Annotated in this window: 21 protein-coding genes and 1 tRNA gene; 13 read left to right on the forward strand and 9 right to left on the reverse strand. The window is 53.5% G+C overall.

What is annotated here, in order from left to right; translation table 11 throughout:
* Positions 1-27: 27 nt before the first annotated feature.
* The 9 genes from GS611_RS08635 to GS611_RS08675 all read left to right on the forward strand — a co-directional run bounded on the left by GS611_RS08635 (position 28) and on the right by GS611_RS08675 (position 10,686).
* Positions 28-1,023 carry a substrate-binding domain-containing protein gene (locus tag GS611_RS08635; RefSeq protein WP_010437236.1) on the forward strand — a complete coding sequence of 332 codons (996 nt, stop codon included), beginning with the start codon at positions 28-30 and terminating at the stop codon, positions 1,021-1,023.
* A gap of 53 nt (positions 1,024-1,076) precedes the next feature.
* The gene (locus GS611_RS08640; RefSeq protein ID WP_171634709.1) at positions 1,077-1,979 is read left to right on the forward strand and encodes a hypothetical protein; all 903 of its coding nucleotides are present in this window, start codon (positions 1,077-1,079) and stop codon (positions 1,977-1,979) included.
* On the forward strand, positions 1,967-2,776 hold the full coding sequence (locus GS611_RS08645) for an NAD(P)-dependent oxidoreductase (RefSeq protein ID WP_171634711.1): 810 nt from the start codon (positions 1,967-1,969) through the stop codon (positions 2,774-2,776). The genes GS611_RS08640 and GS611_RS08645 overlap by 13 nt, the downstream gene beginning before the upstream one ends.
* Before the next feature lie 356 nt (positions 2,777-3,132).
* Complete coding sequence (locus tag GS611_RS08650; protein ID WP_171634713.1) at positions 3,133-3,657, forward strand: hypothetical protein; 525 nt, start codon at positions 3,133-3,135, stop codon at positions 3,655-3,657.
* 200 nt (positions 3,658-3,857) lie between these two features.
* Positions 3,858-4,805 carry a DUF1837 domain-containing protein gene (locus GS611_RS08655; protein ID WP_216598222.1) on the forward strand — a complete coding sequence of 316 codons (948 nt, stop codon included), beginning with the start codon at positions 3,858-3,860 and terminating at the stop codon, positions 4,803-4,805.
* A complete protein-coding gene (locus tag GS611_RS08660) occupies positions 4,802-7,432 on the forward strand; it encodes a DEAD/DEAH box helicase (protein WP_171634716.1) in 2,631 nt (876 codons plus the stop codon). Before GS611_RS08655 ends, GS611_RS08660 begins: the two co-directional genes overlap by 4 nt.
* A 3-nt stretch (positions 7,433-7,435) precedes the next feature.
* Positions 7,436-8,179, forward strand: coding sequence for a DCL family protein (locus GS611_RS08665; RefSeq protein ID WP_171634718.1), 744 nt, complete (start codon positions 7,436-7,438; stop codon positions 8,177-8,179).
* A 144-nt stretch (positions 8,180-8,323) separates the two neighbouring features.
* Complete coding sequence (locus GS611_RS08670; protein ID WP_171634719.1) at positions 8,324-9,745, forward strand: DUF2779 domain-containing protein; 1,422 nt, start codon at positions 8,324-8,326, stop codon at positions 9,743-9,745.
* Positions 9,746-10,083: 338 nt separating this feature from the next.
* A complete protein-coding gene (locus GS611_RS08675) occupies positions 10,084-10,686 on the forward strand; it encodes a hypothetical protein (protein WP_171634721.1) in 603 nt (200 codons plus the stop codon).
* Between the two features lie 454 nt (positions 10,687-11,140).
* Here GS611_RS08675 and GS611_RS08680 read toward each other — a convergent pair whose 3' ends face one another.
* Complete coding sequence (locus GS611_RS08680; protein WP_171634722.1) at positions 11,141-13,054, reverse strand: DUF3604 domain-containing protein; 1,914 nt, start codon at positions 13,052-13,054, stop codon at positions 11,141-11,143.
* A gap of 320 nt (positions 13,055-13,374) precedes the next feature.
* On the reverse strand, positions 13,375-14,007 hold the full coding sequence (locus GS611_RS08685) for a tyrosine-type recombinase/integrase (RefSeq protein ID WP_171634723.1): 633 nt from the start codon (positions 14,005-14,007) through the stop codon (positions 13,375-13,377).
* 370 nt (positions 14,008-14,377) lie between these two features.
* On the opposite strand from GS611_RS08685, the gene GS611_RS08690 reads away from it, so the two are divergent.
* From GS611_RS08690 to GS611_RS08705, 4 genes are all read left to right on the forward strand, one after another.
* On the forward strand, positions 14,378-15,892 hold the full coding sequence (locus GS611_RS08690) for an ABC-F family ATP-binding cassette domain-containing protein (RefSeq protein WP_171634724.1): 1,515 nt from the start codon (positions 14,378-14,380) through the stop codon (positions 15,890-15,892).
* 157 nt (positions 15,893-16,049) lie between these two features.
* Entirely contained in the window at positions 16,050-16,625 is a 576-nt protein-coding gene (locus tag GS611_RS08695; protein ID WP_171634725.1) for a carboxymuconolactone decarboxylase family protein, read from the forward strand.
* Between the two features lie 378 nt (positions 16,626-17,003).
* Positions 17,004-17,210: a cold-shock protein gene (locus GS611_RS08700; protein ID WP_171634728.1), complete on the forward strand. Its 207-nt coding sequence runs from the start codon at positions 17,004-17,006 to the stop codon at positions 17,208-17,210.
* A gap of 72 nt (positions 17,211-17,282) precedes the next feature.
* The gene (locus GS611_RS08705) at positions 17,283-18,296 is read left to right on the forward strand and encodes a fatty acid desaturase (protein ID WP_171634730.1); all 1,014 of its coding nucleotides are present in this window, start codon (positions 17,283-17,285) and stop codon (positions 18,294-18,296) included.
* Here GS611_RS08705 and GS611_RS08710 read toward each other — a convergent pair.
* The 7 genes from GS611_RS08710 to GS611_RS08740 form a co-directional block, all read right to left on the reverse strand.
* Positions 18,288-18,536, reverse strand: coding sequence for a ParB N-terminal domain-containing protein (locus GS611_RS08710; protein ID WP_171634733.1), 249 nt, complete (start codon positions 18,534-18,536; stop codon positions 18,288-18,290). The two genes, GS611_RS08705 and GS611_RS08710, sit on opposite strands and share 9 nt — an antisense overlap.
* Before the next feature lie 74 nt (positions 18,537-18,610).
* Entirely contained in the window at positions 18,611-19,300 is a 690-nt protein-coding gene (locus tag GS611_RS08715) for a hypothetical protein (RefSeq protein WP_171634736.1), read from the reverse strand.
* A 183-nt stretch (positions 19,301-19,483) separates the two neighbouring features.
* Positions 19,484-20,272 (reverse strand): hypothetical protein, encoded by a 789-nt coding sequence (locus GS611_RS08720; RefSeq protein ID WP_171634738.1) that lies wholly within the window; start codon positions 20,270-20,272, stop codon positions 19,484-19,486.
* 577 nt (positions 20,273-20,849) lie between these two features.
* A complete protein-coding gene (locus tag GS611_RS08725; RefSeq protein ID WP_170329064.1) occupies positions 20,850-21,059 on the reverse strand; it encodes a cold-shock protein in 210 nt (69 codons plus the stop codon).
* Positions 21,060-21,118: 59 nt separating this feature from the next.
* A complete protein-coding gene (locus tag GS611_RS08730; protein WP_216598223.1) occupies positions 21,119-22,468 on the reverse strand; it encodes a DEAD/DEAH box helicase in 1,350 nt (449 codons plus the stop codon).
* A gap of 571 nt (positions 22,469-23,039) precedes the next feature.
* Positions 23,040-23,116, reverse strand: a tRNA-Arg gene (locus GS611_RS08735).
* Positions 23,117-23,181: 65 nt separating this feature from the next.
* Complete coding sequence (locus tag GS611_RS08740; RefSeq protein WP_253284979.1) at positions 23,182-24,564, reverse strand: sensor histidine kinase; 1,383 nt, start codon at positions 24,562-24,564, stop codon at positions 23,182-23,184.
* Positions 24,565-24,567: the final 3 nt, after the last annotated feature.

The following is a 24,567-nucleotide window of genomic DNA, read 5'->3' on the forward strand; positions in this document are numbered from 1 at the left end:
CTAAAGATCCAAAACAGGGAGACTACGATGACTGAATTGAATGTGAATCGGCGCAGGCTGCTGACAGCGGGCACCACCGCTGGATTGGCCGCAGCGTTCGGACTGCCCATGCTGTCCAAAGAAGCCATGGCGCAAGCGGCCGGCAAGGAGTATGTGTTCCTGTCCATCGTCACGCAGGTGCCGTTCTGGGTGGACTATCGAAATGCGATGGAAGACCTTGAGGAACTGATGGGCATCAAGGCCACATTCACGGGCCCGTTGGATTTCGACACGGCCGCACAAGCACGCCAGTTGGATGAACTGATCGCAAGACGTCCCGCAGGCATCCTTATCTTCCCCGGTGATCCAGCCACTCTGGCCCCCGGCGTCGAACGTGCGGTAGAGGCTGGCATTCCAGTCACATGTTGTATTGGCGATATTCCCGACAGTCCCCGGTCCACATTCCTTGGTATCAACGGCGTTCAGGCAGGACGTGTCGGCGGCGAGATGCTGGCGCAAGCGATTGGCGGGAAAGGCAAGGTTATCCTCGGCACTTTCCCTGCCCCTTCCACATTGGAGCGTGTCGAAGGGTACAAACAAATCTTTGCCGAGAAATACCCGGATATCGAGGTCGTCGACGTCGTCAACGATAAGGCCGACCCGTCCTATGCGCCGACAGCCTACCTTCAGGCAATTCAGGCGAACCCGGATATTGTTGGCATTGGCGGCACGGACGGAGACAGCGGCAAAGGCGCGGCAATTGCAGTCAATGAGGCGGGACGCAAGGACATCAAGATCGTCGCGATGGACCGAAATGATGATATGCTTCCCTATATCGAAGACGGCACAATTCACGGCGCTGTGGCTCAGAAATCCTATCTGGAGATCTTTCTCGCCTTCCACATGATGCATTGGCAGAACACTGACGCGCTGAAGGTCTTGCCCGATTGGAAGGCGGCTGGCATCAATCCTTTGCCAGAGCGTGTTGAAACCGGGGTTATGCCGATCACTGCCGAGAACGTCGTCCAGTTCAAGCACACCTAAGGGATTGTCCCGGTGCATTCTATCGCGCCGGGAAACCGATAGGAGGGGGTTAAATGTCGGACAGATGGAGCGTTCTTCACCTGCAGCAAAACGATCTGCAGCTGACACTCCTGCCCGGCATCGGGGGCCGCTTATGGGATATAAACTTCCAAGGTCGCTCCCTCCTATTTCAAAACGCAGATCTCGACGGTTTGGATGTCGATGACACACGGCTTACTGATCTGCCCACACGCTCTCCACAATTTGGTTTTCCACTCTGGGGCGGCGAGAAGACGTGGATCGCCCCAGATGCATCCTGGGTAAACGGCGCTCCGTTTCCCGTGTTGGACAGCGGCTCTTACCAGATCACTTCAAGAAGCAGCACTCGTATCGACATGACCAGCGCATTATGCCCGACCTCGCACTTGTCAGTGTCGCGCCGCATCACGCTGACCTCGGCGGAAAGCTGGGAAATAGAACACATCGTGGTCAACCATGGGACCTCCTCGCGCCTGACCGGCATTTGGTCAGTCATGATGCTTAACACCCCCACCAAGGTCGGTGTCGAATTGGAAGACCCTGCATTTTATCCTGTTTTTGGCTCTGCCGAAGGGATGATAGCTACGCACGGCAACGGCATTGTCGTGGATTGCAACAGACAGCAGGAATTCAAGGTCGGGCTACCGAACCCCAACGGTCGTACATTGATACGGTGCGGCGCTGATACCCCGTTGCTAATGTGCTCGGTACCAGAACCTCAACAGGGCGATCAATTTGCACACGACTTTCCGTTTGAGGTCTTTAACTCGGGCGATTACGCCTATTGCGAAGCGGAGTGGCACTCCCCGGCACGCAACCTCGCACCGAATGAAACGCTGAATTTTCGACAGACGTTCCGCGTCTTGGCGGAGGAAGATGCATCCCAAATGCCATTGGGACTCGCAAACAACAAGGAGTTCCTGTCATGCATGTCCTGATTACAGGCGCTGGTGGGCATCTCGGCCGCAAACTTTTTGACGCGCTAGAAAGCGACCCCGACTACACCGTTTCTGGCATCGACATTCGCCCCGTTGACCATCCCGACATTCACACCGCAGACCTGTCCGACGACAGCAGTTGGGTCAGTTTGCTTAAGGGAGTGGACGTTATCGTGCATCTTGCCGGAGACCGAGAGCCCTCCGCCACTTGGGCCTCCGCGATCAAACACAATATGGATGCAACGCTTTCTCTCTATCACCATGCGGCAGCCATGGGCGTCAGCCGCGTGGTTCTTGCCAGCTCCAACTGGGTTCACGGCGACAAAAGGTTCACGCATGAGGTGCTCAACAGCACGACATCACCAGGGCCAGTAAACGCCTATGGCATGTCAAAACTATTCTGTGAACGGACAGGGGCCTATTTCGCCGAGCATCACGGACTGTCGGTCATCTGCTTGCGCATCGGCTGGACGCAATGGACTCACGGCAACCAACCCGGCACACACATGGCGATGGGCCGGTGGGGTCAGGAAATGTGGTTGAGTGATCGGGACTTTCTAGGCGGAATGCGCGCCGCAATAGATGCCAAGGATATTTCCTTCGCAGCCCTGAACCTAATGTCAGATAACCCAGGTATGCGCTGGGACATCACCGAAACACGACAAGCGATTGGCTATTCTCCAAAGGATGGAAGCCCCGCAAAAATAACAGTGGGCATTTCCTTGAGATCAATGCTGCAGCAGCTGTTTACAGTCCGGCTCCCCAGCTATTTCACAACACGTTTTCCGGATTGGTAGAGTACAAGGCCCGGGTATTGTTTTCGCGTCGCGCAATCAGTTTCCGAAACCTCACATCGAAGTAAGCGCTGAAAAGGTCAGCGTTGTCCTCTTCGCGGTCGACGGACAGCGACATAACGAGCGCCAGATTTGGCAACCATTGATGTTAGATACTTCGATAACAAACCGCAAACGTCGCTGAACGGGTGTTATGTGAAGCGATCTCTGGTTGAGTGATCCATTTATCTGCGGGTCAATCGCACCATCATTCCACTCCGGCTGATAGGCGTCATTGATCCTGCGTGCAGATAAAGGTTGCGACGTTGCGCGTCACCGCCATTGCATACCGGGAAAGGCTCTTTAGATTGAGGACGAGCATGAACCTTACTCAGAAGGAGATGGGCAGTCTTCTTAGATGCACAGAAAAAACGATACATAACTACGAGAATGCGATTACCCAGATGCCACTGCATCTGCGTCGAACTCTCTGCAGATTAAGCGGCCTCGACGTAAACCCATTTGACCCAGAGGAAGATCCTTGTTTAATCACAGCCCAGTATCGTGAAATGCACAAGGCGGAAAAACTGACTGAAACTCTCGATCAAAGCCCCTTGCAAAGAAACCTGCTCGCGAGAATAAGGCGCTTTCGAGTTTCAAGCCGAGAAAGGCTAAGGAACGAGCTTACGCCTGCACGTCGGGCAGTTGAGAACACGATCTTTACCGCCTACTTGACCGCAGCGGCTGTAATCGCAATCGAACTGTTTCAACGCTCGATCGGTGGGTGGCAGTCACACCAATTGTATCACGACTTGTTGCTTGCAGGTTCTCTGCTGACCGCATTTCTTCTCGTACTACCCGCCTGGATGACAACCTCTTGGGGCACAAAAGCCAAAACGCCTTGAAATGCAGGGCGGAATCCGGTCATTCGCTGCAGATGCAAACAATCTGGTCTCGATAATGAAAGCGGACAACCGAATGTCCTGCAACTGCGGCCGTATCTAGAGTGACTTTTCCAACTGTTCACGGTCCATTATTCCAAATTTCAATTGCAGCGTTATTCAAAGTAATTGCATACTACCTTTAGGTTTTTTGAGTGTCCCCTTTGACTGAACTAACATTAGAACATTTCCTAGATATACTTTCCGGTGATCCAGAAGAAATTGGAGTTCACCTTCAGTTGGTCGATCGCGACATTCATATTGAAGGGCAGCAAGTTCGGGTGCACTGTCACTGCCTGACACTCGACGGTAATGGAAAAATCAACCCGATCCGGTTGGTCGAGTACATGCGGGATTCCTTGACAGATTACGCCATACCGCGCAGCAAGATGGCGCAAGCAAAGGAGCGAGACGAAAAGCACAATTCTACGCGGGCAATAATGGGTCTCTTCCACGAAGCGAAGGCGACCTTCACCGATTTGGCCAAGACCGGCGAAGGTGGCGAACTATTGCTTTTCTTATTGGCAGAACGTTTTCTCGAATTGCCTCAAATCCTCTGTAAAATGGACCTGAAGACGGACCCGCAGATGCACTATCACGGAGCAGACGCTGTCCATGCTGGGATAACCGAGGACGGCCTTCTAAAGCTCTACTGGGGCGAGTCGAAGATGTATCAGAACGCAGCGGATGCGATTCGAGAATGTCTGAGATCTCTGGCGCCGTTCTTGATAGAGGATAATCATGAAGGTTCGGTCAGGGAGCGCGACCTTGTGTTGTTGAGCGACAAGGCCGACCTCAATGATCCCGAATTGACCAACGCTCTGAAGGCATTTTTCGACAAAAGCTCTCCGAAATCTAACCGTGTGAGATATTGCGGTGTAGCGCTCGTTTGCTTCGATGTTAATTTCTATCCCGCAGACGATGCTCAGAAAGTGGCCGACGAGATGATCGACGAGGCGCAGCTGGAAATTAAGAAGATCCTACAGAACGTCTCCAATCACCTAACAGCCGAAAAACTGAGTGCGTTTGAAATCCAGCTTCTCTGTGTTCCGTTGCCGTCGGTTGATGCATTCCGAACCCTGTTCCGGCAAACTTTAGGGCTCACTGAATGACACCAAACGAGCTCCGAGAATGGCTACTTCAGAACGGTGTTGCAGAAGAGCTTGAGCACATCGCGCGGATCACCGTAGTCAAGGAATTTGATAACTTCACGCCATCATTCAATGCAGAAGAATTGGTCGCCGAGCTTGACTGGGATCGATTGCTTCTCGCCGGTAGCGTCCTATCGCAATCGGAGGCTAGAGAGCACACTGTCGCCGCGCTTAGAATCGCAACTTCGGCAATACTGATGTCGGACAAAAGCATCGTCCGAGATGCCGGTGCAATCCTTTTTGAGAAACTCGGCAACCATCGCGCAGTAGCGCTTGGGGAAGCGCGGGAAGTCCTCACCGACCGGTTGCACGAGCGCCTTGGTGTGTCGCAGAGGCTGGAAGCGCAGCGACGCACGCTTGAGCACTCGGTGCTGCTCGATGCTACCGGGCAACGTATTCCCGTAAATGATTTCCAACTCGGTTTCTGGGAAGGTGCCCGAGAGCGGAGTGCTTGGATGTCAGCCTCAGCACCGACTGCCTCGGGAAAGACTTTTCTCGTCTCGCGGTGGCTCCTCAACACGCTTTTCGACGCTGGATGCAATGTGGCCGTATACATTGCGCCAACGCGCGCACTGGTCACCGAAGTTGAGGAAAGTGTCCGGGCTGCCCAAAAGGAGTTCGGTGCAAACACAGTCGAGGTGACTTCCCTGCCTTTGGCTGACAAGTATCTGTCCGCAGTAGCGGGTGGATCGAAGGTTGTTTTTGTGCTTACGCAGGAGAGACTTCATCTCTTGGCAAACGCATTGGACGACGAGATCAAGGCCGATCTTCTCGTGGTGGATGAGGCGCACAAAATCGGGGACAATCAGCGTGGGGTCGTTCTTCAGGACGCCATCGAACGGCTGACGCGCATCAATCCGTCTCTACAAGCCGTCTTCGTGAGCCCGGCAACGCAAAACCCGGCCGAGCTTCTGACAGATGCGCCTGAAGGTGTGGACCGCAAGTCGATCGAGAGTGACACTCCAACTGTTCTTCAGAACGTCATCTTCGCGGAGCAAGTTCGACGAAAACCGAAGGAGTGGAATCTGCGGCTCCGCAATGGCGAAAGCTTGCACGACCTCGGGACTCTCTATCTTCAAAGCAAGCCAATGGGTGTAAAGAAGCAGTTGGCTTTCATCGCCGCCGCGGTCGGAAAGCGCGGAGGGACACTTGTCTACGCCAATGGTGCTGCAGAAGCCGAGGACCTCGCCCACCTGATTTCTCAGCTCACGAATGTGGTCGATGATGAAAGCGAAGAGCTTTCGGACCTCGCGGATCTGATCCGTAAATGTGTGCATCGCCGCTACAGGTTGGCAGACTTCGTAGAGAAGGGCGTGGCGTTCCATTACGGTAACATGCCTTCGCTCGTGCGACTGGAAGTCGAACGGCTTTTTCGCGAAGGAAAGATCAAGTTCCTTATTTGCACATCTACCCTGATCGAAGGTGTCAACCTCTCCTGCAGGACGATCATTGTCCGCAACCCGAAGAAGGGTCGCGGCATTCCGATGGAACCACATGATTTCTGGAACCTCGCCGGACGAGCAGGCCGGTGGGGAAATGAGTTTCAGGGAAACATCATATGTATAAAGCCGAGCGACACAAGCGCTTGGCCATCGGGTGTTCCTAAGCGATCAAAGTACCCAATACAGCGTGAAACCGACGCTGTCATGAACGAGCCAGATCAGCTCACGGAATTCCTTGAGACCCACACCAGCGTCCCGGAAGATGACTTCAAAACCGCTGCAAAATACGAACAGGTAGCCGCATATCTGCTGACAACATTTCTCCGCATCGGCACGATCACCTCGGCTCCCTTTGCAAAGCGGCACGCTCAAGCCGACATAGAAAAGATTGAAACGGTACTGGCGCAATTGGCCGGAGCAGTCGATATCCCCGTCGAGGTTGCCATTCGACATCCTGGTGTCAGTATTGTTAGCCTGCAGCGATTGCTCGACTGGTTTAGGTCATTTACGGGGGACCTCGAAGACCTGCTGCCAGCGCCGGCCGAAAGTGATGACGCGTACGACCGCTTTGTATCCGTCATGGAAATTGTCAACGCGAAGGTCTTTCCGGCGTTTCAACCGCCGGGACTGGTCCCTTTGCACGCCTTGATCGTGATCGAATGGCTGAGAGGTTTCTCACTTGCCACGATCATTCGACGTCGCACCGAATATCACGAGAGAAACGGGCAGTCCTACAACATCGCCAACGTTATACGCAACACGATGGAACTCATAGAGCAGACCGCTAGGTTCCGTGCACCAAAATACCTTGGAGCTTATCTGGACGTCCTGAAACTACACTTGATTGCGGAGGGGCGAGAGGACTTGATCGATGATGATCTGGACCTCGGTGTCGCTCTTGAGTTTGGTGTCTCGACGCAGACGCTCGTCTCCCTAATGGAGTTTGGTCTATCGCGGATTAGCGCCGTTGCGCTTTACGAGCGAATTGCTCTCGATCGCCTAAGCCAAGAGGAATGCATCGCATGGCTAAGAGAACGGGAAGACAATCTCGAAGCGTTAGAACTGCCGAATATAGTATTGCGGGAAGTGCGCACCAAAATCCTTCAACCGAATGAAGTGGGTGTCGCTGAAGACGGAGGGACGTAGACTTTGGTCAAGCCTATCGAACTGCCAAACGGTAAACTTTGGCGAACCCAAAAGGAGGCTTTGCAACACTTCAAAGAAATGCTTGGCCGTTACAAGAACGATCAAATCGTTGATCGCTTAGAGGACCACGACGACCTTGTTGCCATTCTGGAACGCTATGACTTGCTTGAGCTGGGTGGCCCATCAAAGGTTGGGCCGGGTATCCACCACTTTGAACGGCGGCTCAACCGCGGCGAAGGATACTCGTCCCCCGGTTTCTGGGTCGTGCGAATTGATGGCACTGAAACGGATTTCTCTTGTCCGAAGGCGATCAGGGGCACACCCGCGACAGCCATAGAAGAATACTATGCTGCCTGCCGCTCAGCCGTCGGCGCTGACCTTGCGGCAGCAAAGCAACGGCAGTTTGACCATTTTTCCGACGCTGACGGTAAGATTGCGTGTGATGTGTCTGGCGTGCTCATTTCCTTCTCCCAAGCACAGCTACGACATGCTGATCCTCAGTTCGGACAAATTGTTGAGGAGTTTCGCCAACAACAGGGTTGGGCCAAAGCCGATTTGAAGGAACGCCTGACAACGGCGGGCGACTCGCAGATTTCTACTTCATTTCTAGATGAGAACGACGCAACGGCGTTCAGGACCTTTCACCACAAAAAGGCGGTTCTTCATGTTGTGAGCAAGGACCCCACACATGGCGCGTTTCTTGATCAGGGGCGTTTAGTGAATCGTGCAGTTCGATTGGAACCTTGAAATGCCAAAGCGCTCAAACACTAGACACAATCATAGATCCATTTCGGGTACTCCCTTCTAAGTGGAGGGTATGTCCAGTTCTTTTCCTGTGATTGAGCGGTGGCCTGCGGTACAGTGAGGATATTGAGTTAGCTAGAGTCGTCGATGCACATTTCCAAAACAGACTTCATCCAATTCCTGCATTGCCCAAAATCCCTTTGGCTGCTGAAACATAAACCTGAGGCTTATCCGAACGGCGAGTTTTCCGATTATGCTAAGAAGCTTGCCGCTGAGGGCTATCAAGTGGAAGCCTATGTGCGCGAATTGGTCGAACTTGGCGAGGATGCCGCCCGGTTCTCTTTTCAAACGGTATTCCAAACAGGCCGTGGCCTTTACGCCAAATCGGACATGGTTAGAGAGAACGAAGACGGCTCCGTCAATCTCTACGAGATCAAATCTTCGACCAGGGTAAAGACAGACGCAAAGCACAATCAGGTCAAGGATGCCTGCTTTCAGATGATCATCGCCGAGGAGGTTGGACAAGACGTTCGCGACATCTTCATCGTTCATCTGAATGGCGACTATCTACGTGACGGCGAGGTCGATCCCGGCGCGCTTTTGACCTTTGCCAACGTCACGTCCGAGGTGCGAGAAGTCGAGGCCGAAACGGGAATTGAAATCGATCAAGCCTTGGATCTGCTTCAGGCTGAGAAAATTGACGAAACCAATTGCTCATGCCTGACGCTAAGCCAAGCGAACCATTGCGACAGCTTCGAGCATTTCAACAAGGGCATCCCAAAACCTTCAATCTACAATCTCCCCCGCATCTCAAAAGCCAAACTTGAGGCGTTCGTTGGCGAGGGACGCTTTGATCTGGACGAGATCGGCCTTGACGAAGTCACTGAAAAGCAGGGTTACGTCCTGCGGTCAGCGCAGCTCAAAGAGCCCGTGATTGATCAGGCGGCTTTGATGCGCTGGTTCAGCAAGGCGGAATACCCGCTCTACTTCCTCGACTATGAAACCTATGCCTCCGCGATCCCGCTTGTGGACGGCGCGCGCCCGCAAGCGCCGATCCCGTTCCAATACTCGCTACACATCAAACGCACGGCTGATGACACGCAGTTGGTTCACGTCGAATACTTGGCTGACGAGGCTGCTTTGCCGCGTGCCATGATCGAACACATGGAGCAATATATCGGGCCGGAGGGCAGTGTCATTTCGTGGCATGCTTCATTTGAGAACACCCAGAACAAGACCATGGCAAAGCAGTTTCCTGATAAGGCAGAGTTCCTGCACAGCTTGATCGATAGGACGCTTGACCTCGAAGACATATTTGCGTCGGCCTATGTTGACATCGCCTTCGGCGGGTCGACATCCATTAAGAAGGTCTTGCCGGTTCTGGCAAGTGATCTGGACTACGCTGGCATGGAGGTTGCCAATGGCACGGATGCCATGGAGGCCTGGGAGAGGCTCATCGCGATGCCAGATGGTGAAGAACGTGATGTGCTTAAGGCGAACATGCTGGAATACTGCAAACTTGATACCTACGCCATGGTTCGGATTTTTGAAGAGATGGAACGCGTCTGATTGGGACCTATCCGTGGTATGCCGACAAGTGACTTTCCTTTGTAGGTCGGTCAACGTATGCAGGGCACCAAACGGTCTTGTTCATTTTTTCCAGGTTCGGAACAGGTTTTCTCGAGTAAACTGTCTTGGCGGGGTACGACCGCATATCGCTCATTCTCACCGCATTAAGCTTGGGGCAGGCGTCATACGTCCATATCTGTGGATCCAGCGACTTATCGGTAACACGAGCTGCACCCACTGCATCCAAGATGCACGTTCAACAGCCTTTTGCGCGGCCCGTTTCCGTCTTTCAAGGCGTTCAGATTGCCTCGTAACCCAAACCCCTATAACACCATCATATGGCGGATGACTGGGCGGACTTTCTTAATCCGGATGTAGTTCGAACCCGGCTCTTGCGAACTGGTTTGTTTCTCGTTGCCCATGAGATGCTGTTGAGTGCGATAAAAGATCGGACACATGACTTCTATTCAAACACTTGGACTAATAACGACGGCTGGAAGCCGAGCCCAGACTATCGTGAGAAGGTCTTGTCGCTGGATCCTAAAGGTAAGAACGATCCGTTTCGAGCGAGTGTCGCATGGCTTCGACAAATGGAGGCGATCGATGAAGACGATGAGGTTTCAATCCGAAAGTTGACCGAAGAACGAAATCGTCTAGCACATGAACTGCGAAACGTGCTCGGCGGCACAATTGAGCATGATTTCGAAAGTCTGTTCCCCAAGCTGGTTCACCTTGTTGCCAAAATCGATAGATGGTGGATCTTTAATGTCGATCTAGCGACCGATCCGGAATTGGCAGGCGAGGAATTCGATGTGGACCGTATAACGCCTGGGTCACTTATGTTGCTACAAGTGCTGAACCAGGTTGCACTCGGCAATGATGAAGAGGCATGGGCACTTTACCACGCGTTTGCATCGGCGCATAACGATGCGCGATTTTGAGCGGGTTTTGCCGAATTGTGTTTTGATACTCTCCGCGGGTTTGAGTTCCAAGTTTGTTCCGCAGTCCAAAGTCAGCTTTGGGGAAGCTGCACTGCAGCAGAAACAGGTTCGACCATAGGCAGTTGTGGGCCGTCCTCGGTGGCAGTATGACATGGGGCAAGGGACTTGCCGCACCTGCTCCGATGTCGGCATCGAGCCCATTTTGACCAATGCTGCACGATGCCCAATGACAGCAATGCGCAGAAAGTTGACTTTGCAAAGAACAGCGTGCGGCCACTGCCGGCGTTACCAGCGAGCAGACGCGGTGGCATCAGAACGGGTTTGATTTGTACTGCAACAGAGCCAGAAGGCGTCCTCACGCTTTGGACGTTTCCGAGCCATTGGAACTGGTTGCCGACGTGTTCCGTGGGAATCGAAATTGCTCAAAACCAGCTTTGTCGCAATACTAGCTTCACTATTCAGCGCTGAACCAGATCGGCGATGTGTAAGCACGGTCCTGGACTTCTGCGGGAACCGCCTCGGGCAGCGGTATATCGTAGAAAGCTGCGTCTATGGTCGTCCATCGCGGCTTTGGAATTTCGATCACTCTCACATAGTAAAACGCGTTGTTGTTCGGGTCAAAATCTGGGTCTTGCCAATAACCGGCGAGTTCCACGGAACCGATTGAGTTGCTGTATGTCGCGCTTCCAATGTCTACCGTCGAGCCTACTGGTTCGTGTGCACGGCCATCCTCTCCAATCTCTCGGCCATCGGAGACGGCCACGTCGAAGACCCGCTCATGAGTTTCGCCACTCTCGTCGATCCAGCCTTTGATAATTTGGACTCGGTCGAGGTTCGCGCCGTCTGGGTCGCGCAGCGCCCGGATCAGGAATCTGGGAGAAACCCCATCCGGCGCGTTCCTAAGGTCTCCGCCCATCGGCACGCCGTTCTTATACCCGTTGGAAACAAAATCCGAGGCGTACAGATCATCGGCATCAAAATTCCAACCGCCAAAGACCCGGACTCGCATTCGCGGTCCGGTCGTAGCGTAGGCCTCTTTGCGCTTGATTGCTCCGTGGACTTCCTCGCGGGTGTTTTCGCGCGCCCAAACAGCGGTGAGGCCTGCAGCCGATTCTTGCGCCGTAATGATGCGCAATGCCGGGTCTTCGGCCGGGATTACATCAAAGTTGTGACGGTTCGCTGAAGGCTCTGTGTGTTGGTACTTACCAAAGTAGTTGTCTTCCCGCGTGGTTGGGAGCGCGGTGTGCGTGTCCGTCGTGCCGTAGAAGCCGAACTTGAAGGGGTTAACGCCTGTCTCCCGCTGAACTTCGAGCCCGACCTTCAAGGCAGAGCGCCCATACTCGTAGCGCAACATTTCAGGGGTCTTTGCGACGGTGCCCGAGATATTCGCAACGTCCCAGGTTTCGAAATCCGCAAACTCATCATCAGGTGACAGGAATGGGTGCGTTTCCTCGTCCCCCTTGATCTGGGTTACCTCATGCATCGGCTCCCAACGAATGCGTTTGGCGGCGTATTCCGCGTCCATAGGTGTACCGTCGAATTTCGTAGGCGCGAACATTATTCCATTGGATATATTTCCGTTATGGGGAACAGATACTGCGCTTCCACCCGTCTCTTCTTCGTACGCAGCCAGATAGTCCCACAACGGCTCAGGGTCTTCGCTTTCAAAATAGGTAAATGGGCGGGTTCGACCGGTCTTATCGGCGCCGTCTCCGAAGATCACCACCCGGTGGAGATTGTTACCTCTCGGAGTTGATGTCCACTCGTACCCAGCCAATGATGTGAAGACGCCGGGTTCGTAGTATTCGTCGACCGTTTCCACGATTTGTTGCCAAAGGTCACCGTCCAAATCCAATCCAGCGGTCGGGTCTCGCCCTTCGATTGATGCGATTTCGATGATATCAGCGAACGCCTCCATCCGACCTTCTTGCCCGGAATTGAACCTTTCGTAAGTCAAACGACCCCATTCGTCCGCCAAAAGCCGAGGGTCAGCTGCTCGAACGGCGGTCGCAAGTCCCAACATTTCCGCGTGTTCAGTAATCGCGAGGAAATCGAGGGGCCTAATGAGTTGAACAGGTTGTCCGGTATTTGAGGTTATCCTCTCACCGCGGGCCACGCGGAAGGCGTCGTGGATGTTCAAAGAAGTCCCAACAAGCCCTGCGTCGAATGAGATTTCAGTATGGAAGTGAAGATCACCAAATAGAACCTGATCAGGATAAGATCGGTCGACAAACGGAGAGTAGGTCTGTGCAGGAACCACCTTATCTGGAGGTACTTCGCCTTCAAAGCCAACTGCTTGCGTTCCTAATGAAAGCGCCAAGGCGGTTGCAGCATGCAACATAATCGTGGGTTCAAAATGAGTTTTCATGACTGCCCCCCAGACAAAAAAACCAAAGCAAAAGTGTATGACAAAGCATGCATAAAATCAAATATTCAAGTGAGTGGGGTCCGCCGTCCCCCATCCGCGCGCGTGGACCTGTCCAAGACTCGTTTTTGAAGGACCGCTTTGGGTTGATTGCAGCCCAGAGGAGCAAGAATGCAGATGGATGCAAAGTCCGCATCCTGTGGTTCGCAGACGTCGAGATTTTGCATTTGCAGCGAATGGCAGGTTCCACGGGCCGCGCCGCAGCAGGTCGACCAGTTGGTGAATGTCCGGAATGGGCCGCCAATGAAGGCGACCCAAATACGCTAGATTTCAATGGCTTCGGCGATGGCCAGCGCATCCTCGAGTTCAACGCCTAGGTACCGGACCGTGCTGTCCATCTTGGTGTGACCGAGAAGAAGCTGAACGGCTCGAAGGTTGCCAGTCTTCTTGTATATCTGGGTGACTTTGGTTCTGCGCATCGAATGGGTACCGTAAGCACTCGCCTCGAGACCGATCGACGTAACCCAGTCGCGGACAATCCTTGCATACTGCCGGGTTGAGATGTGCAGGCGCTCATGGAACCGACCCGGCCACAGGTACTCTGAGCCGACCATGAGTTCATCTTCCATCCATTTCTCAACCGAGGCGCGTGTGCCTTCAGAAATTTCGAAGCGCACCGGCTTCTGCGTTTTGCTTTGTAAGACCGACGCCCTTTCTTTGATCTGACCGGACGCCATGACGTCGACGACTTTCATCTTCACCAGATCACAGCCCCTCAACTTGCTATCGATCGCAATGTTGAACAGCGCAAGGTCGCGATGGTTTTCGGCCAGGTCAAGTCGGACGCGGATTGCCCAGACATGCTTTGGTTTCAATGGTCGCTTCTGACCGACGATGCGTCCTTTGTTCCAGGCTGGCCGAAGCGCACGAATGGCAGGTAAGTTTGGTGTTTCCATGGCTGATCCTCCGATCCGCCATGTCCTCCCAAAACGACAACCTGACGTTGACCAGAGTATCCTATCACAACATGCCGCGCCGCATCCGATGTTGGATCAAGAGCCCAAACCGGTTTTTTTGCAATCCGGCAAAGGTCTGCTTTTCTTGTCGAGCCGCTTGATGAGACGGGAATTGTTTTTTAAGGTCTGAGCACATAGTCACAATCTACAACGGGAGGGCACAAGCTGAACATGCGTATCACCCGCCGACTTCAGCATGGTCCCCGTTTCGCCCTGTAAATGCGTTTGCAGGGCGGGCCCGAGAAACAACCTTTCTATCGGTCTGCCCAAAGCCGCACTTCGGCACCCCTTTCTATGAGCAGAGACTCTGATGACTGTGATGAACATCAACGCTTTAAGCGTAATCCGTGGCGACCTCCTTTTCGATGAACTGAACCTGACAATTTCCAAGGGTGATCGTATTGGATTGGTTGCCGCAAATGGGCGCGGTAAGACAACACTTTTGGAATGCATGGCCGGCCAATCTGAACCGACCAACGGGAGTATCGTCCGGGCGCGCGGTTTGCGAGCGGGATATGTAACCCAATACGTGCCGGAACGCGCCTATGCCAAAACGCTTTATGAGTGGGTGCTGGGTGCCCTTCCTGCCGAGCAGGCAGAATACGAAAGCTGGCGTGTGGATGTCGTGCTTGGTGATCTGAGTGTTCCGCTCGAGTTGCAGCATCGCCTGCTCAACGAATTGAGCGGTGGGTGGCAGCGGACTGCATTGTTGGCTGCCGCGTGGATTCAGGAGCCAGATATCCTATTGCTGGATGAACCAACCAATCATTTGGATTTGCATCGTATAGGCTTGCTCCAGAACTGGTTGTCTGCCTTGCCACGTGAAGTGCCCATTGTAGTGACCTCTCATGATCGAGCATTTCTTGATGCGACCACCAACAAAACGCTGTTTTTGCGCGCGAAAAAGTCACGTGTATTTTCACTCCCATTTTCGGCAGCACGGGCGGCGCTTGATGAAGCGGATGCTGCTGACCAACGGCGGTTTGCCAATGAATTGAACAAAGCGCAGCAGCTACGCAAGCAGGCGGCGAAGCTGAAGAACATCGGCATCAATTCTGGGTCTGATCTTCTGGTGAACAAGACCAAACAGCTAAATGATCGCGCGGCGCAGATTGAAGCATCTGCCAAACCTGCCCACTACGAACGCAGCGCTGGTGATATCAGACTGGTCAACAGCGGAACTCATGCCAAAGCTCTGGTCACATTAGATGACGCACGGGTTGAGACGCCTGACGGTCGCTTGTTGTACAAGACCGGGCGGAAATGGATTTTGCCAGGAGATCGCATCGTGCTTCTGGGGGCCAATGGCACCGGCAAAACCCGATTGATAAAGATGGTGCAAAGTGCACTTTCAGGGAATAGTGGGGTGGTCAAATGTGCCCCTTCGGTCGTGCCAGCCTATTCAGACCAGCATCTGAGCCAGCTTTCGGACAGCGACACACCGATGGTCGCTGTTACGGGGCAGTTTGACATTGGTGATCAACGCGCACGTGGCGTTTTGGCGGGCGCCGGTGTGAACATACAGATGCAAGGCACCAAAATCGGTGCACTGTCTGGGGGGCAAAAGGCGCGCTTGGCGATGCTGATATTGCGGCTCAAAAATCCGAATTTCTATTTACTTGATGAGCCGACGAACCATCTCGACATTGAAGGACAAGAGTCTCTGGAGGATGAACTGATCACACACGGCGCTTCATGTTTGCTTGTCAGTCACGACCGCAGCTTTTTGCGAAATGTTGGCAATCGGTTTTGGCTTGTCACAGATAAAGGTCTGGAAGAAACGGGCAGCCCCGAGCCGTTTTTGGCAAGTGAGATGGGTTCGTAGTGATAATTTTGTTCCAACATTTTGTGCAGTGCGGAAGGCATCGAAACGGACTTTCGTGTGATTTAAGCCAAAGCTCACTTTGTTTCGCGTCTGGCCGAAAGATGACTCGCACGCGATCCGTGGTATGTTCAAAAACCCAAACAATTGAGTTCGAAGAATGCCGCGATTGCCTTCTCTGCCAGAAGGCGCTCACCTTCGAGACCTTTTGGCACGCTTTCCCAAGAATATTGAACCCTTGATGACTTTTGTGAACTCAGTCCTTCGGTCTAACGGAGAACTGACCATCGGAGAACGGGAGCTCATTGCAGCGTTTGTATCAGGGCTCAATTCCTGCCGATTTTGTTATGGTTCGCACGTGATCCATGCTGAAACGTTAGGCATTGATCCCGGTCTTATTAAACAGCTTTTGGAAGACATCGAGGCTTCGGATGTTTCAGAGAAGATGAAACCGATGCTGCGTTATGTCGAGAAGCTCAACACCTTGCCAAACAAACTCGTTCAGGCCGATGTCGATGCCGTTCTTGAACAGGGGTGGGTTGAGGAAGCGCTGTTCGAAGCAATTGAGGTAACCGGGCTTTTTAACATGATGAACCGCATCGTCGAAGGCGGCGGCGTCACCTTTGACTATGGTGGGCGTACTCAGGGTCACACCTTGCAGAAAGCTGGCCCAGACGCGGCTAAGGACTCCTACTTGGTTTTCTTAGAGATGACAAAGCAGCAAGCCTCTGCGTAGAGTCAGGTGGTGCCTGACGACAAAACTCATACTTTCCTGTCACAGACAATTACCACCGTTTTGCGCCGCGTCCATTCTTCGAAAACGGACTTAGGCACAAGTGCAGCGTATTGGCGCTTCGTCCCGCTCCAGTCACGTATTCGAAAGACAGCGAACAGCGACACCTTACCTAAGTTTTGCTAGGCAGGCAGGATCTCTCTGTTGTCCTCCACCGCATCAATGCTTGTATTGTGGGTACTCGAAGTCCATATACATAAAGCTTACGTTTTTCTTTTTCGACCTGCTGTCTCCTCAATTCGGCGTTCAGTCTTTCGATTTAGACCGACCACGCCGGGTCGCCGCATTGATGCGGGCGACACGCAATTGGAGACTTCCACCATGGCAAATGGCACAGTAAAATGGTTCAACTCGACCAAAGGTTTTGGCTTTATCGAGCCTGAAGATGGCAAGCGCGATGTTTTCGTGCATATCTCAGCACTTGAACGTTCCGGCATCAGCGAATTGAAGGATGGCCAGAAGGTTACCTTCGACGTCGAAGCTGGCCGTGACGGACGCGACAGCGCTTCCAACCTGGCACTCGCATAGCCTGCTACGGGCATCCTTTTGGGGTGCCCGGTTGCTCAGAGGGTTCCCAAGAGCCGTTGGAGAACAAGTCAGTTGCAACAGCAGGAATTGACCCGGGCGCTCGTTCAATACCGCGTACCCGATACGAAGCGTAGTGTTTTTGAACTGACAATTACTGTTATCCCTTTTTTCGCGCTATGGGGCGCAGCGTGGTTTGCGCTTTCCCTTGGTGTCTGGGTCGCTATTCCACTGGCAACCCTTAACGCTGCATTTCTGGTGCGTCTCTTCATCATCATGCATGATTGTGGTCACGGATCATTTTTTAAGAACCGTACCGTTTGCAATTGGACAGGCCGGGTCTTGGGTGTTCTCGCCCTCACACCTTATGACGTCTGGCGACAAAGCCACGCGATTCACCACGCCTCAACCGGCAACCTTGATCGGCGCGGGATGGGCGATATCCCTACGTTAACTGTAGAGGAATATCTGAAGCGAAAGTGGGTCGGGCGTGCCGCTTACAGGTTAATCCGGAACCCCTTCTTCCTGTTCTGTATCGTACCGGTCTACACGTTCTTTCTTCAAAATCGTTTGCCTTTTGGGTTCATGCGGTCAGGCTGGCTGTATTGGGCAAGTGCTATGGGAACAAACGCCGCGATTGCGGTGGTCCTGGCTCTGATTTTTTGGACCGGGGGCCTGGATGTATTGGTTTATGTATTCCTGCCAACCATGATCGTCGCCGCGTCGATTGGTATTTGGCTTTTCTACATTCAGCACCAGTTTGAACATACATCCTGGGAGCGGGAAGAAGGGTGGAATCTTCAGAACGCCGCATTCTATGGAAGTTCTCACTATGCCCTGCCCGGCATCCTGCGCTGGTTCTCTGCCAATATTGGTGTGCACCATGTTCACCACCTTGCCAGTCGCATACCGTTCTATCGGCTAAACGAGGTTTTGCGCGACCATTCGGAGTTGGAAAATTGCCAGCGTATTACTCTATATGAGAGCTTTCATTGTGCACGATTGCATCTTTGGGATGAAAGAAGTCAACGTCTGCTAACATTTTCCGAGGCTTTGTCGAACGCCAATCCCAACAAGAATTTAGTGTAATCTGGCGCGCACCAAGTAGGCTTCGACAGTATCTCCTCCGAGGGCGCGAATGGCCTCTAGTCGGTGAAGGCCTTCAATCAGCACGAACCTCTTGTTGTCCGAGCGTATCTGGATCGGGGTCTTCTGGCCGTTCTTCAGGATATCTTCGGCCAGCGTCAGAACTTTTTGTTGATCAAGCGTTTTCGCCCGTTTCATAGGAACATAGATCAGGTCGAGCGGATATGGTCTTTTCTCCAACATTAGCTACGTGAGCAACCTTTCGTGCATTTGTTCCGGTTCAGAGCTCGCTTCAAAAGCGGGGGCTGGAACGTACGTCATAGAACCGAACGAACAGCGTCGCGCAGTTCCTGATGCATAATCCAAGTTGCTGGCTCATCGTCACTTTCGATGTGAGAAAATGCCAGGACCTGAGCGGCGCCATCATTCTGTACCGATCCGGCTTCGGGTAGGTCCAGTTCCAGATATTCTGCGATCAATAGTCCGATTTTCTTGAAAACCTTGATGGAGGCCTCGCGCGATTTGTAACCAGCTGCCTGAGACAAGTGACCAATAGTCAGACCTTCCTTGCCTGCGATTGTGAGTGCTTTGAGCAATGTGACCTGCGCGGGGGTGAGCCTGATCTGGCGCAATGCCTCGGCATATTCTCTTTCACTGGGAACGAGGGTTCCGGAGTTTCCCTCCAAACGGCGTTGACCGCTACGCTTCCTGTCTCGTTCTTCGAGAATTTCTTTTAAGGCTTCTATAGCCAATGCTGGTGTTTCTCCAACTGCATCGGCAATCATTGTCTGCGTTTTTGCCGGCGGTTTGGGAAATGCCCGTGCAACACTATCGCCGCTCAGAACGCCGGCCTTGATCAAGTACTTTCCAAACTCTTCCTCAATCACTCCTGATACGTCAGCGTTCCGCGACTTACGAACACTGCGGTCCTGAAATGCTCGTTGTTCCAGACCTCGAGCTGACATCTTTGAACCAGAAAGGGTTATTTGACGGGTATTTTTGCGCATCAGAGAAACACCACTACAACTATCGCTGCGACAAACACCGCCGATGCAATAGATATCTTTATCCCATTGGACCGGCGACGCGCCTTTTCGGCTTTGAGACTTTTACCCAGGTTTTCGTCAATCGAGTTATGGTTCACGGCGTAGTCCTTCCGGATTTGTCAGGCGGCTTTGGTTTCCACCAACTTATTGTCGCGCCACATTTTCGGTGCACTTGTCGTTCTGTCTCGTGAACGGCCGATTACATTCCCAACCATCACCTCTTCGATTCAAATGCGCGTTTGAAGGGACAAGGATCGCAACGCACCTGTCTCGGTTTGCGCGAAAACCACGTTCGCACTTCCATCCGGAATAAGTTTCAGGCGCAAGATATGCATGCTGTGGAACTGCCACGGGCTCACAGCCGCTATCCGCTGCCCTGTAACCTCTGAGGCATACCCAACCATCCGAGCTTCCTCTGTCGCTCAGACGACCGTTTTCTGGGACTTCTATTGCAACACAATCCTGGTTCTCCTTACGAAATCCCCAGTTGCAGTGTATTTCCTGCACGCCAAACCGGGTTTCGACGTACCCATTTTGGGGCGAAATCACTTCTTCACACTCTTCTCCGGCACGCTGGAACAGCCGATTGCACGCCCACTGATCTCCGGTTGATGCAAGATAGGCATTTTCAGGAACTCTTATTTCCTCACAGAGTTCTCCGACAATCTGAAAACCGTGATTGCATTCCCAGCCGCTGCCATAGGCGCTACCCGTCAAAAATGCGTTTTCTGGTAAGTCTGTTCTTTGGCAGGATCCGTTCTCGTTTTCGAAACCTTCGTCACAAACAGACCCATCGGCATTGCCCGCGACCTGGGCAGGAAGCTGCGTTCCTGAGAGAAACACCAAAAGTGTCGGGATCAAACAAAGAATGCAGCGCGTAAACACGATGAAAGACTGATCGAAACGGAGCGTAAGACCTGATCTATCGAGCATCAAGCACGCTGTTTATGAGCCATGTGCTGTTCATTCGGCGCCTTCTTTCATGGGTCACGCGATGACTGGAGCATGTCATGTGACGGTTGCGAATGCTTGCGAGGAACGAGCTCATAGCGAAAACCCCAGCGAAACCCGTTCCTATGCTGGGGCACATGCTACAGTTAGTCTGAAGGCCATTGGATTTGCGAAGCCGGCAGCATCGCGGCATCGAGTAATTTTTACCAATACACTCTTGTGGTTCTTAGCCAGCATAGAGTCAAGGCCGCACCGTCGTCACGAAGCCTTTGCTGCGGAGATATCTCATTCTAGAGACTGGTGTTTGACCAGGAGGCTTAGAGAATAATTGAGAGACAAAATTCAGCGTGACATCACCTTTGAAACGTGGCCGTTGACGAACTAACAGGGACCGAGCTCTGCTAAGGGCTGGCAGAAGCTCGAAGCTATTAATACGCCACCAATAGGTGACCGCTTACATATTGTGTCTCAATCCCAATCCGAACCGATCAACCAGTCTTTGGCTGTGCTTCCAGACAGCGGCAATAGCAACCGCTATCTGGCATCGTTTGTGAATTGCCTACTGCAATTGCAGGTTTTCGGCGGAGGTCTTGCCGCGCATCCGGTCTTCTTTCAGATCGAAGCCGACCTTTGCGCCTTCTTTCAGGCTATCGAGGCCAGAGCGCTGAACGGCACTGATGTGTACGAACGCGTCGCCGCTGCCGTTATCCAACTCGATGAAGCCGTAGCCTTTGGTTTCGTTGAACCATTTTACTGTTCCGGTAGTCATGAGATTATCCTTTCAATGACATTTGCGCCTACCAGGATTGGCCAGGCTGCTTGCTGCGCTCATGCAGCAGGTTGGGTGAACTCACCAATATTGGAGAGCATTCGCATAAGACCGTCTTGCGCCTGAGCCGGATCGATCTTGTGTTGTTTGTATCCGTTCTGCTTGCGTGCTACGTGGTCTACCGCTCGCAGTTTGGCTGAAAATTCCGCTTTGGTAGTACGGGGCTGCAGCTTCTCATCGCGGCCTTGCTCTGCAGGCACGTCTTGCGCTTCTGAGCCGCTTGGCAGCCTGTTGCCGATCAGCTTTTCGATATCCCGCAGGAGGGACATCTCTTCGCGATCACACAGTGAAATTGCGGTGCCGGTTCTGCCTGCGCGAGCGGTCCTGCCGATGCGATGCACGTAGGATTCCGGCACATTCGGAAGCTCATAATTCACCACATGAGACACATCGTCGATGTCGATGCCCCGTGCCGCAATATCGGTGGCCACAAGGACGGTAGTTGCGCCTGATCGGAAACCTGCCATGGCACGTTCGCGCTGAGGCTGGCTTTTGTTCCCGTGAATGGATGCGGAGTTGATCCCGGCGGCAAACAAATACTTGCAGACGTTGTCGGCACCGCGTTTGGTGCGTGTAAACACGACCGCACGATGCACGTCCTTGTCCGACAGAATATCTGCCAGAACACGGCGTTTGTCCTGCTTGGCCACATGCCGGACGCTCTGCGCGATCCGTTCAATCGGCGTTGAAACAGCCGCCACCTGAACCTCTGCCGGATCGTTCAGGAAGTCATCGGCAAGCTTTCTGATCTGCCCCGGCATTGTTGCCGAAAGCAGTGCCGTCAGGCGTTTCTCGGGCAGTTTTGCCATGATCTTGCGAATGCTGGGCAGAAAGCCCAGATCCAGCATCTGATCAGCCTCATCCACCACAATGGCTTTGGTCGCGGACAGATCGATGACGCCTGTGTCAAGGTGGTCGAGCAAGCGTCCTGGTGTTGCCACCACGATGTCTATGCCGGCACTGAGGGCCTTGATCTGCCCTCCTGGACGCACGCCTCCGACGACCAAGGTCGTGGAAATGCGGCTGAACTGGCTGTAAGCGCGGATGTTGTCCACGATCTGCGCCGCAAGCTCGCGCGTGGGCGTCAGGATCAATGCGTTGCAGTGTTTTGGAGCGGGTTTCGATATTTCACATTCAATCCGATGCAACAGGGGCAATACAAATGAGGCGGTTTTTCCTGTGCCGGTCTGGGCAATGCCGATCACGTCGCGCTTAGATTGCAGCAGCGGAATGACCTTGGCCTGAATGGGCGTAGGGGTCGAATATCCTTGAGCCTTGATGGCCTTCAGGATGGGCTCGGCAAGGCCGAGGGTGTCAAATGTCGTCAAAAGCGTTTGGTCTCGTGCCATAAACGCGGTTCACCGCTATCGGCACTTGGTCTCTCTAATCTACTGGGAAGCTCGTATGAAATAGCCGCCGTCGTTTCGTTGCTCTCAAGGAGCTATTCAAGACAACGATCTGGGGATCACGGGCGAGAATACTTTGCCGCTGATTTGGTCATCCACACGCGGCGTTGCGCTTCCCCTACAGGGCAAAGGTTAAGAAAGCAACAACTCATTTGAGAGCAAATATTTGCCCGAGGTTGGGTTTGCCCGCGTCTTGCGCGTCCATGAACCATGCGGCGAAAGCGCGGTTTTGGGTAGGTTTATCATGTGCGGTTTGAATGTCCGCAAAGCGGGTGCAACTGCAGCATCAAGATAGCGGGTTGGATGTCGGCTCTGGGCCGCGAGTAACAGCTAACCAACACCCAAGAAGTTGGAACTAATTTCTAGCTCCAGCAACTGATCAGCAGCTCAAGCACTGTTTTCGTTTCCAATAGGAGAATTTTTTGGGGTGCCTTCCAGTGTCGAACGTCCACCTTGTTTCTGGTCCAACTGTGACGGTTGGGTCAGGTTCGTGTGACGTTCAACAGGAAACCAGTGGCGGACCGAGGAGGATTCGAACCCCCGACCCCTTGATTCGTAGTCAAGTACTCTATCCAGCTGAGCTATCGGTCCGCGTTGGTGAGGCGGTGTTTAGACCTGCTGCCCGAGACGTGCAAGCCGATTCTTCAAAAAAAAAATCAAAAAGTCATATCCCCGCGCGGAAGGCTGATTTCAAAGACTGTTCCCTCGGGTCCGGTCTCTTTCAAAACCAGGTCCCCGCCATGGCCGCGCACCAGCTCCTGCGAGATTGCCAGCCCCAGACCCGAGCCACCCTTTCGGACCCCACCCTGAAAAGGTGTAAACAGGTTTTCGCGCGCCTTGGGGGGAAGACCCGGCCCCGTGTCGCGGATTTCGATGCACCAAGCATCGTCGTATTCACACCCCGCAATCGTAATCCGGCCAGGTTTTCCCGAGGCAACCAGAGCCTGTCTTGCGTTGCGCACGAGGTTCATGATGACGCGGTACAATTGTTCGGGGTCGGCGCGGGCCACAAGCGCGTCCGGCACTTCGTTCACGATTTCGACGCAGGCATCCGCGACGGCGAGTTGTTCGCTGGCCGCGACATCCGCCGCGATTGCGCGGATCGGAACCATAGTCAGAGTGGGCGCGGGTTCTTCCGCGCGGCCAAAGGCCAATGTGCTTTCACAAAGGGACACGGCCCGGGTGATGGAATTCACCAGTTTCGGCGCCATCCGCCGCACCAGCGGATCATCGCTGGCCTCGATCCGGTCGGTAAACAGCTGCGCCGACGTCAGGATATTGCGCAAGTCATGGCTGACTTTGGCGACGGCCCCCCCAAGCTGCGCCAGCCTTTCCCGCTGTTTGAGCGCCTGGGTCAGGTCCGTTTGCAGCATCTTCAGTGCCTCCTCGGCCTCTCGCAACTCCGTCACCTTCGAGTTCGGCGAGATTATGCCACGCGCGTCCTCTGGCGCACTGGCATAGCGTTGCATGTAGCCGACGACGCTTTTGATGGGCCGCACAAGTACGACTCGCACGGCGAGAAACAGAAAAAACGCTGTGATGATGGAGATCACAAAGGACAAACCGAGAATACGCAACCCGTAGTCAATCATCGCCATTCGCAACGGCATGCTATCCATGGTGACTTCGATCAGAAGGCCCGCCCCCTTGACCGGTTCTCCGATGACCCGGATGACTTCGTTTTCGGGTTTGAGAAAGCGGCTAATCGCATCCCGGATCAGAATCCAGGGGCTTGCATCCCGCAAATCGAACGTGTCGGCGATTGGATCAGGAATCGGCGACGACAGCATCAGTTGCCGAACCTCATCCCGTCGCAATACGACATTGTAGACGCCTGCGTTTTCCAGCAGTTCTGCCTCAAGATCTTCGGCCAGCATGTCGTCCGCCAGCAAAGCCAGCGAGGCGATCTGCGCGCGTTCGAGCCTGTTCAGCAGAAAGTCCTCGCGGAACCGGGCGATCGACGGGACAAAGATCAGAACCTCGGCCAACATGACGAAGACCGTCGTCAGGATCAGAAATCGGCCCGACAGCGAGTTCAATTT

Origin of the sequence: Ruegeria sp. HKCCD6119 (genome assembly GCF_013110585.1) — a bacterium.
Taxonomy (GTDB): Bacteria; Pseudomonadota; Alphaproteobacteria; order Rhodobacterales; family Rhodobacteraceae; genus Ruegeria.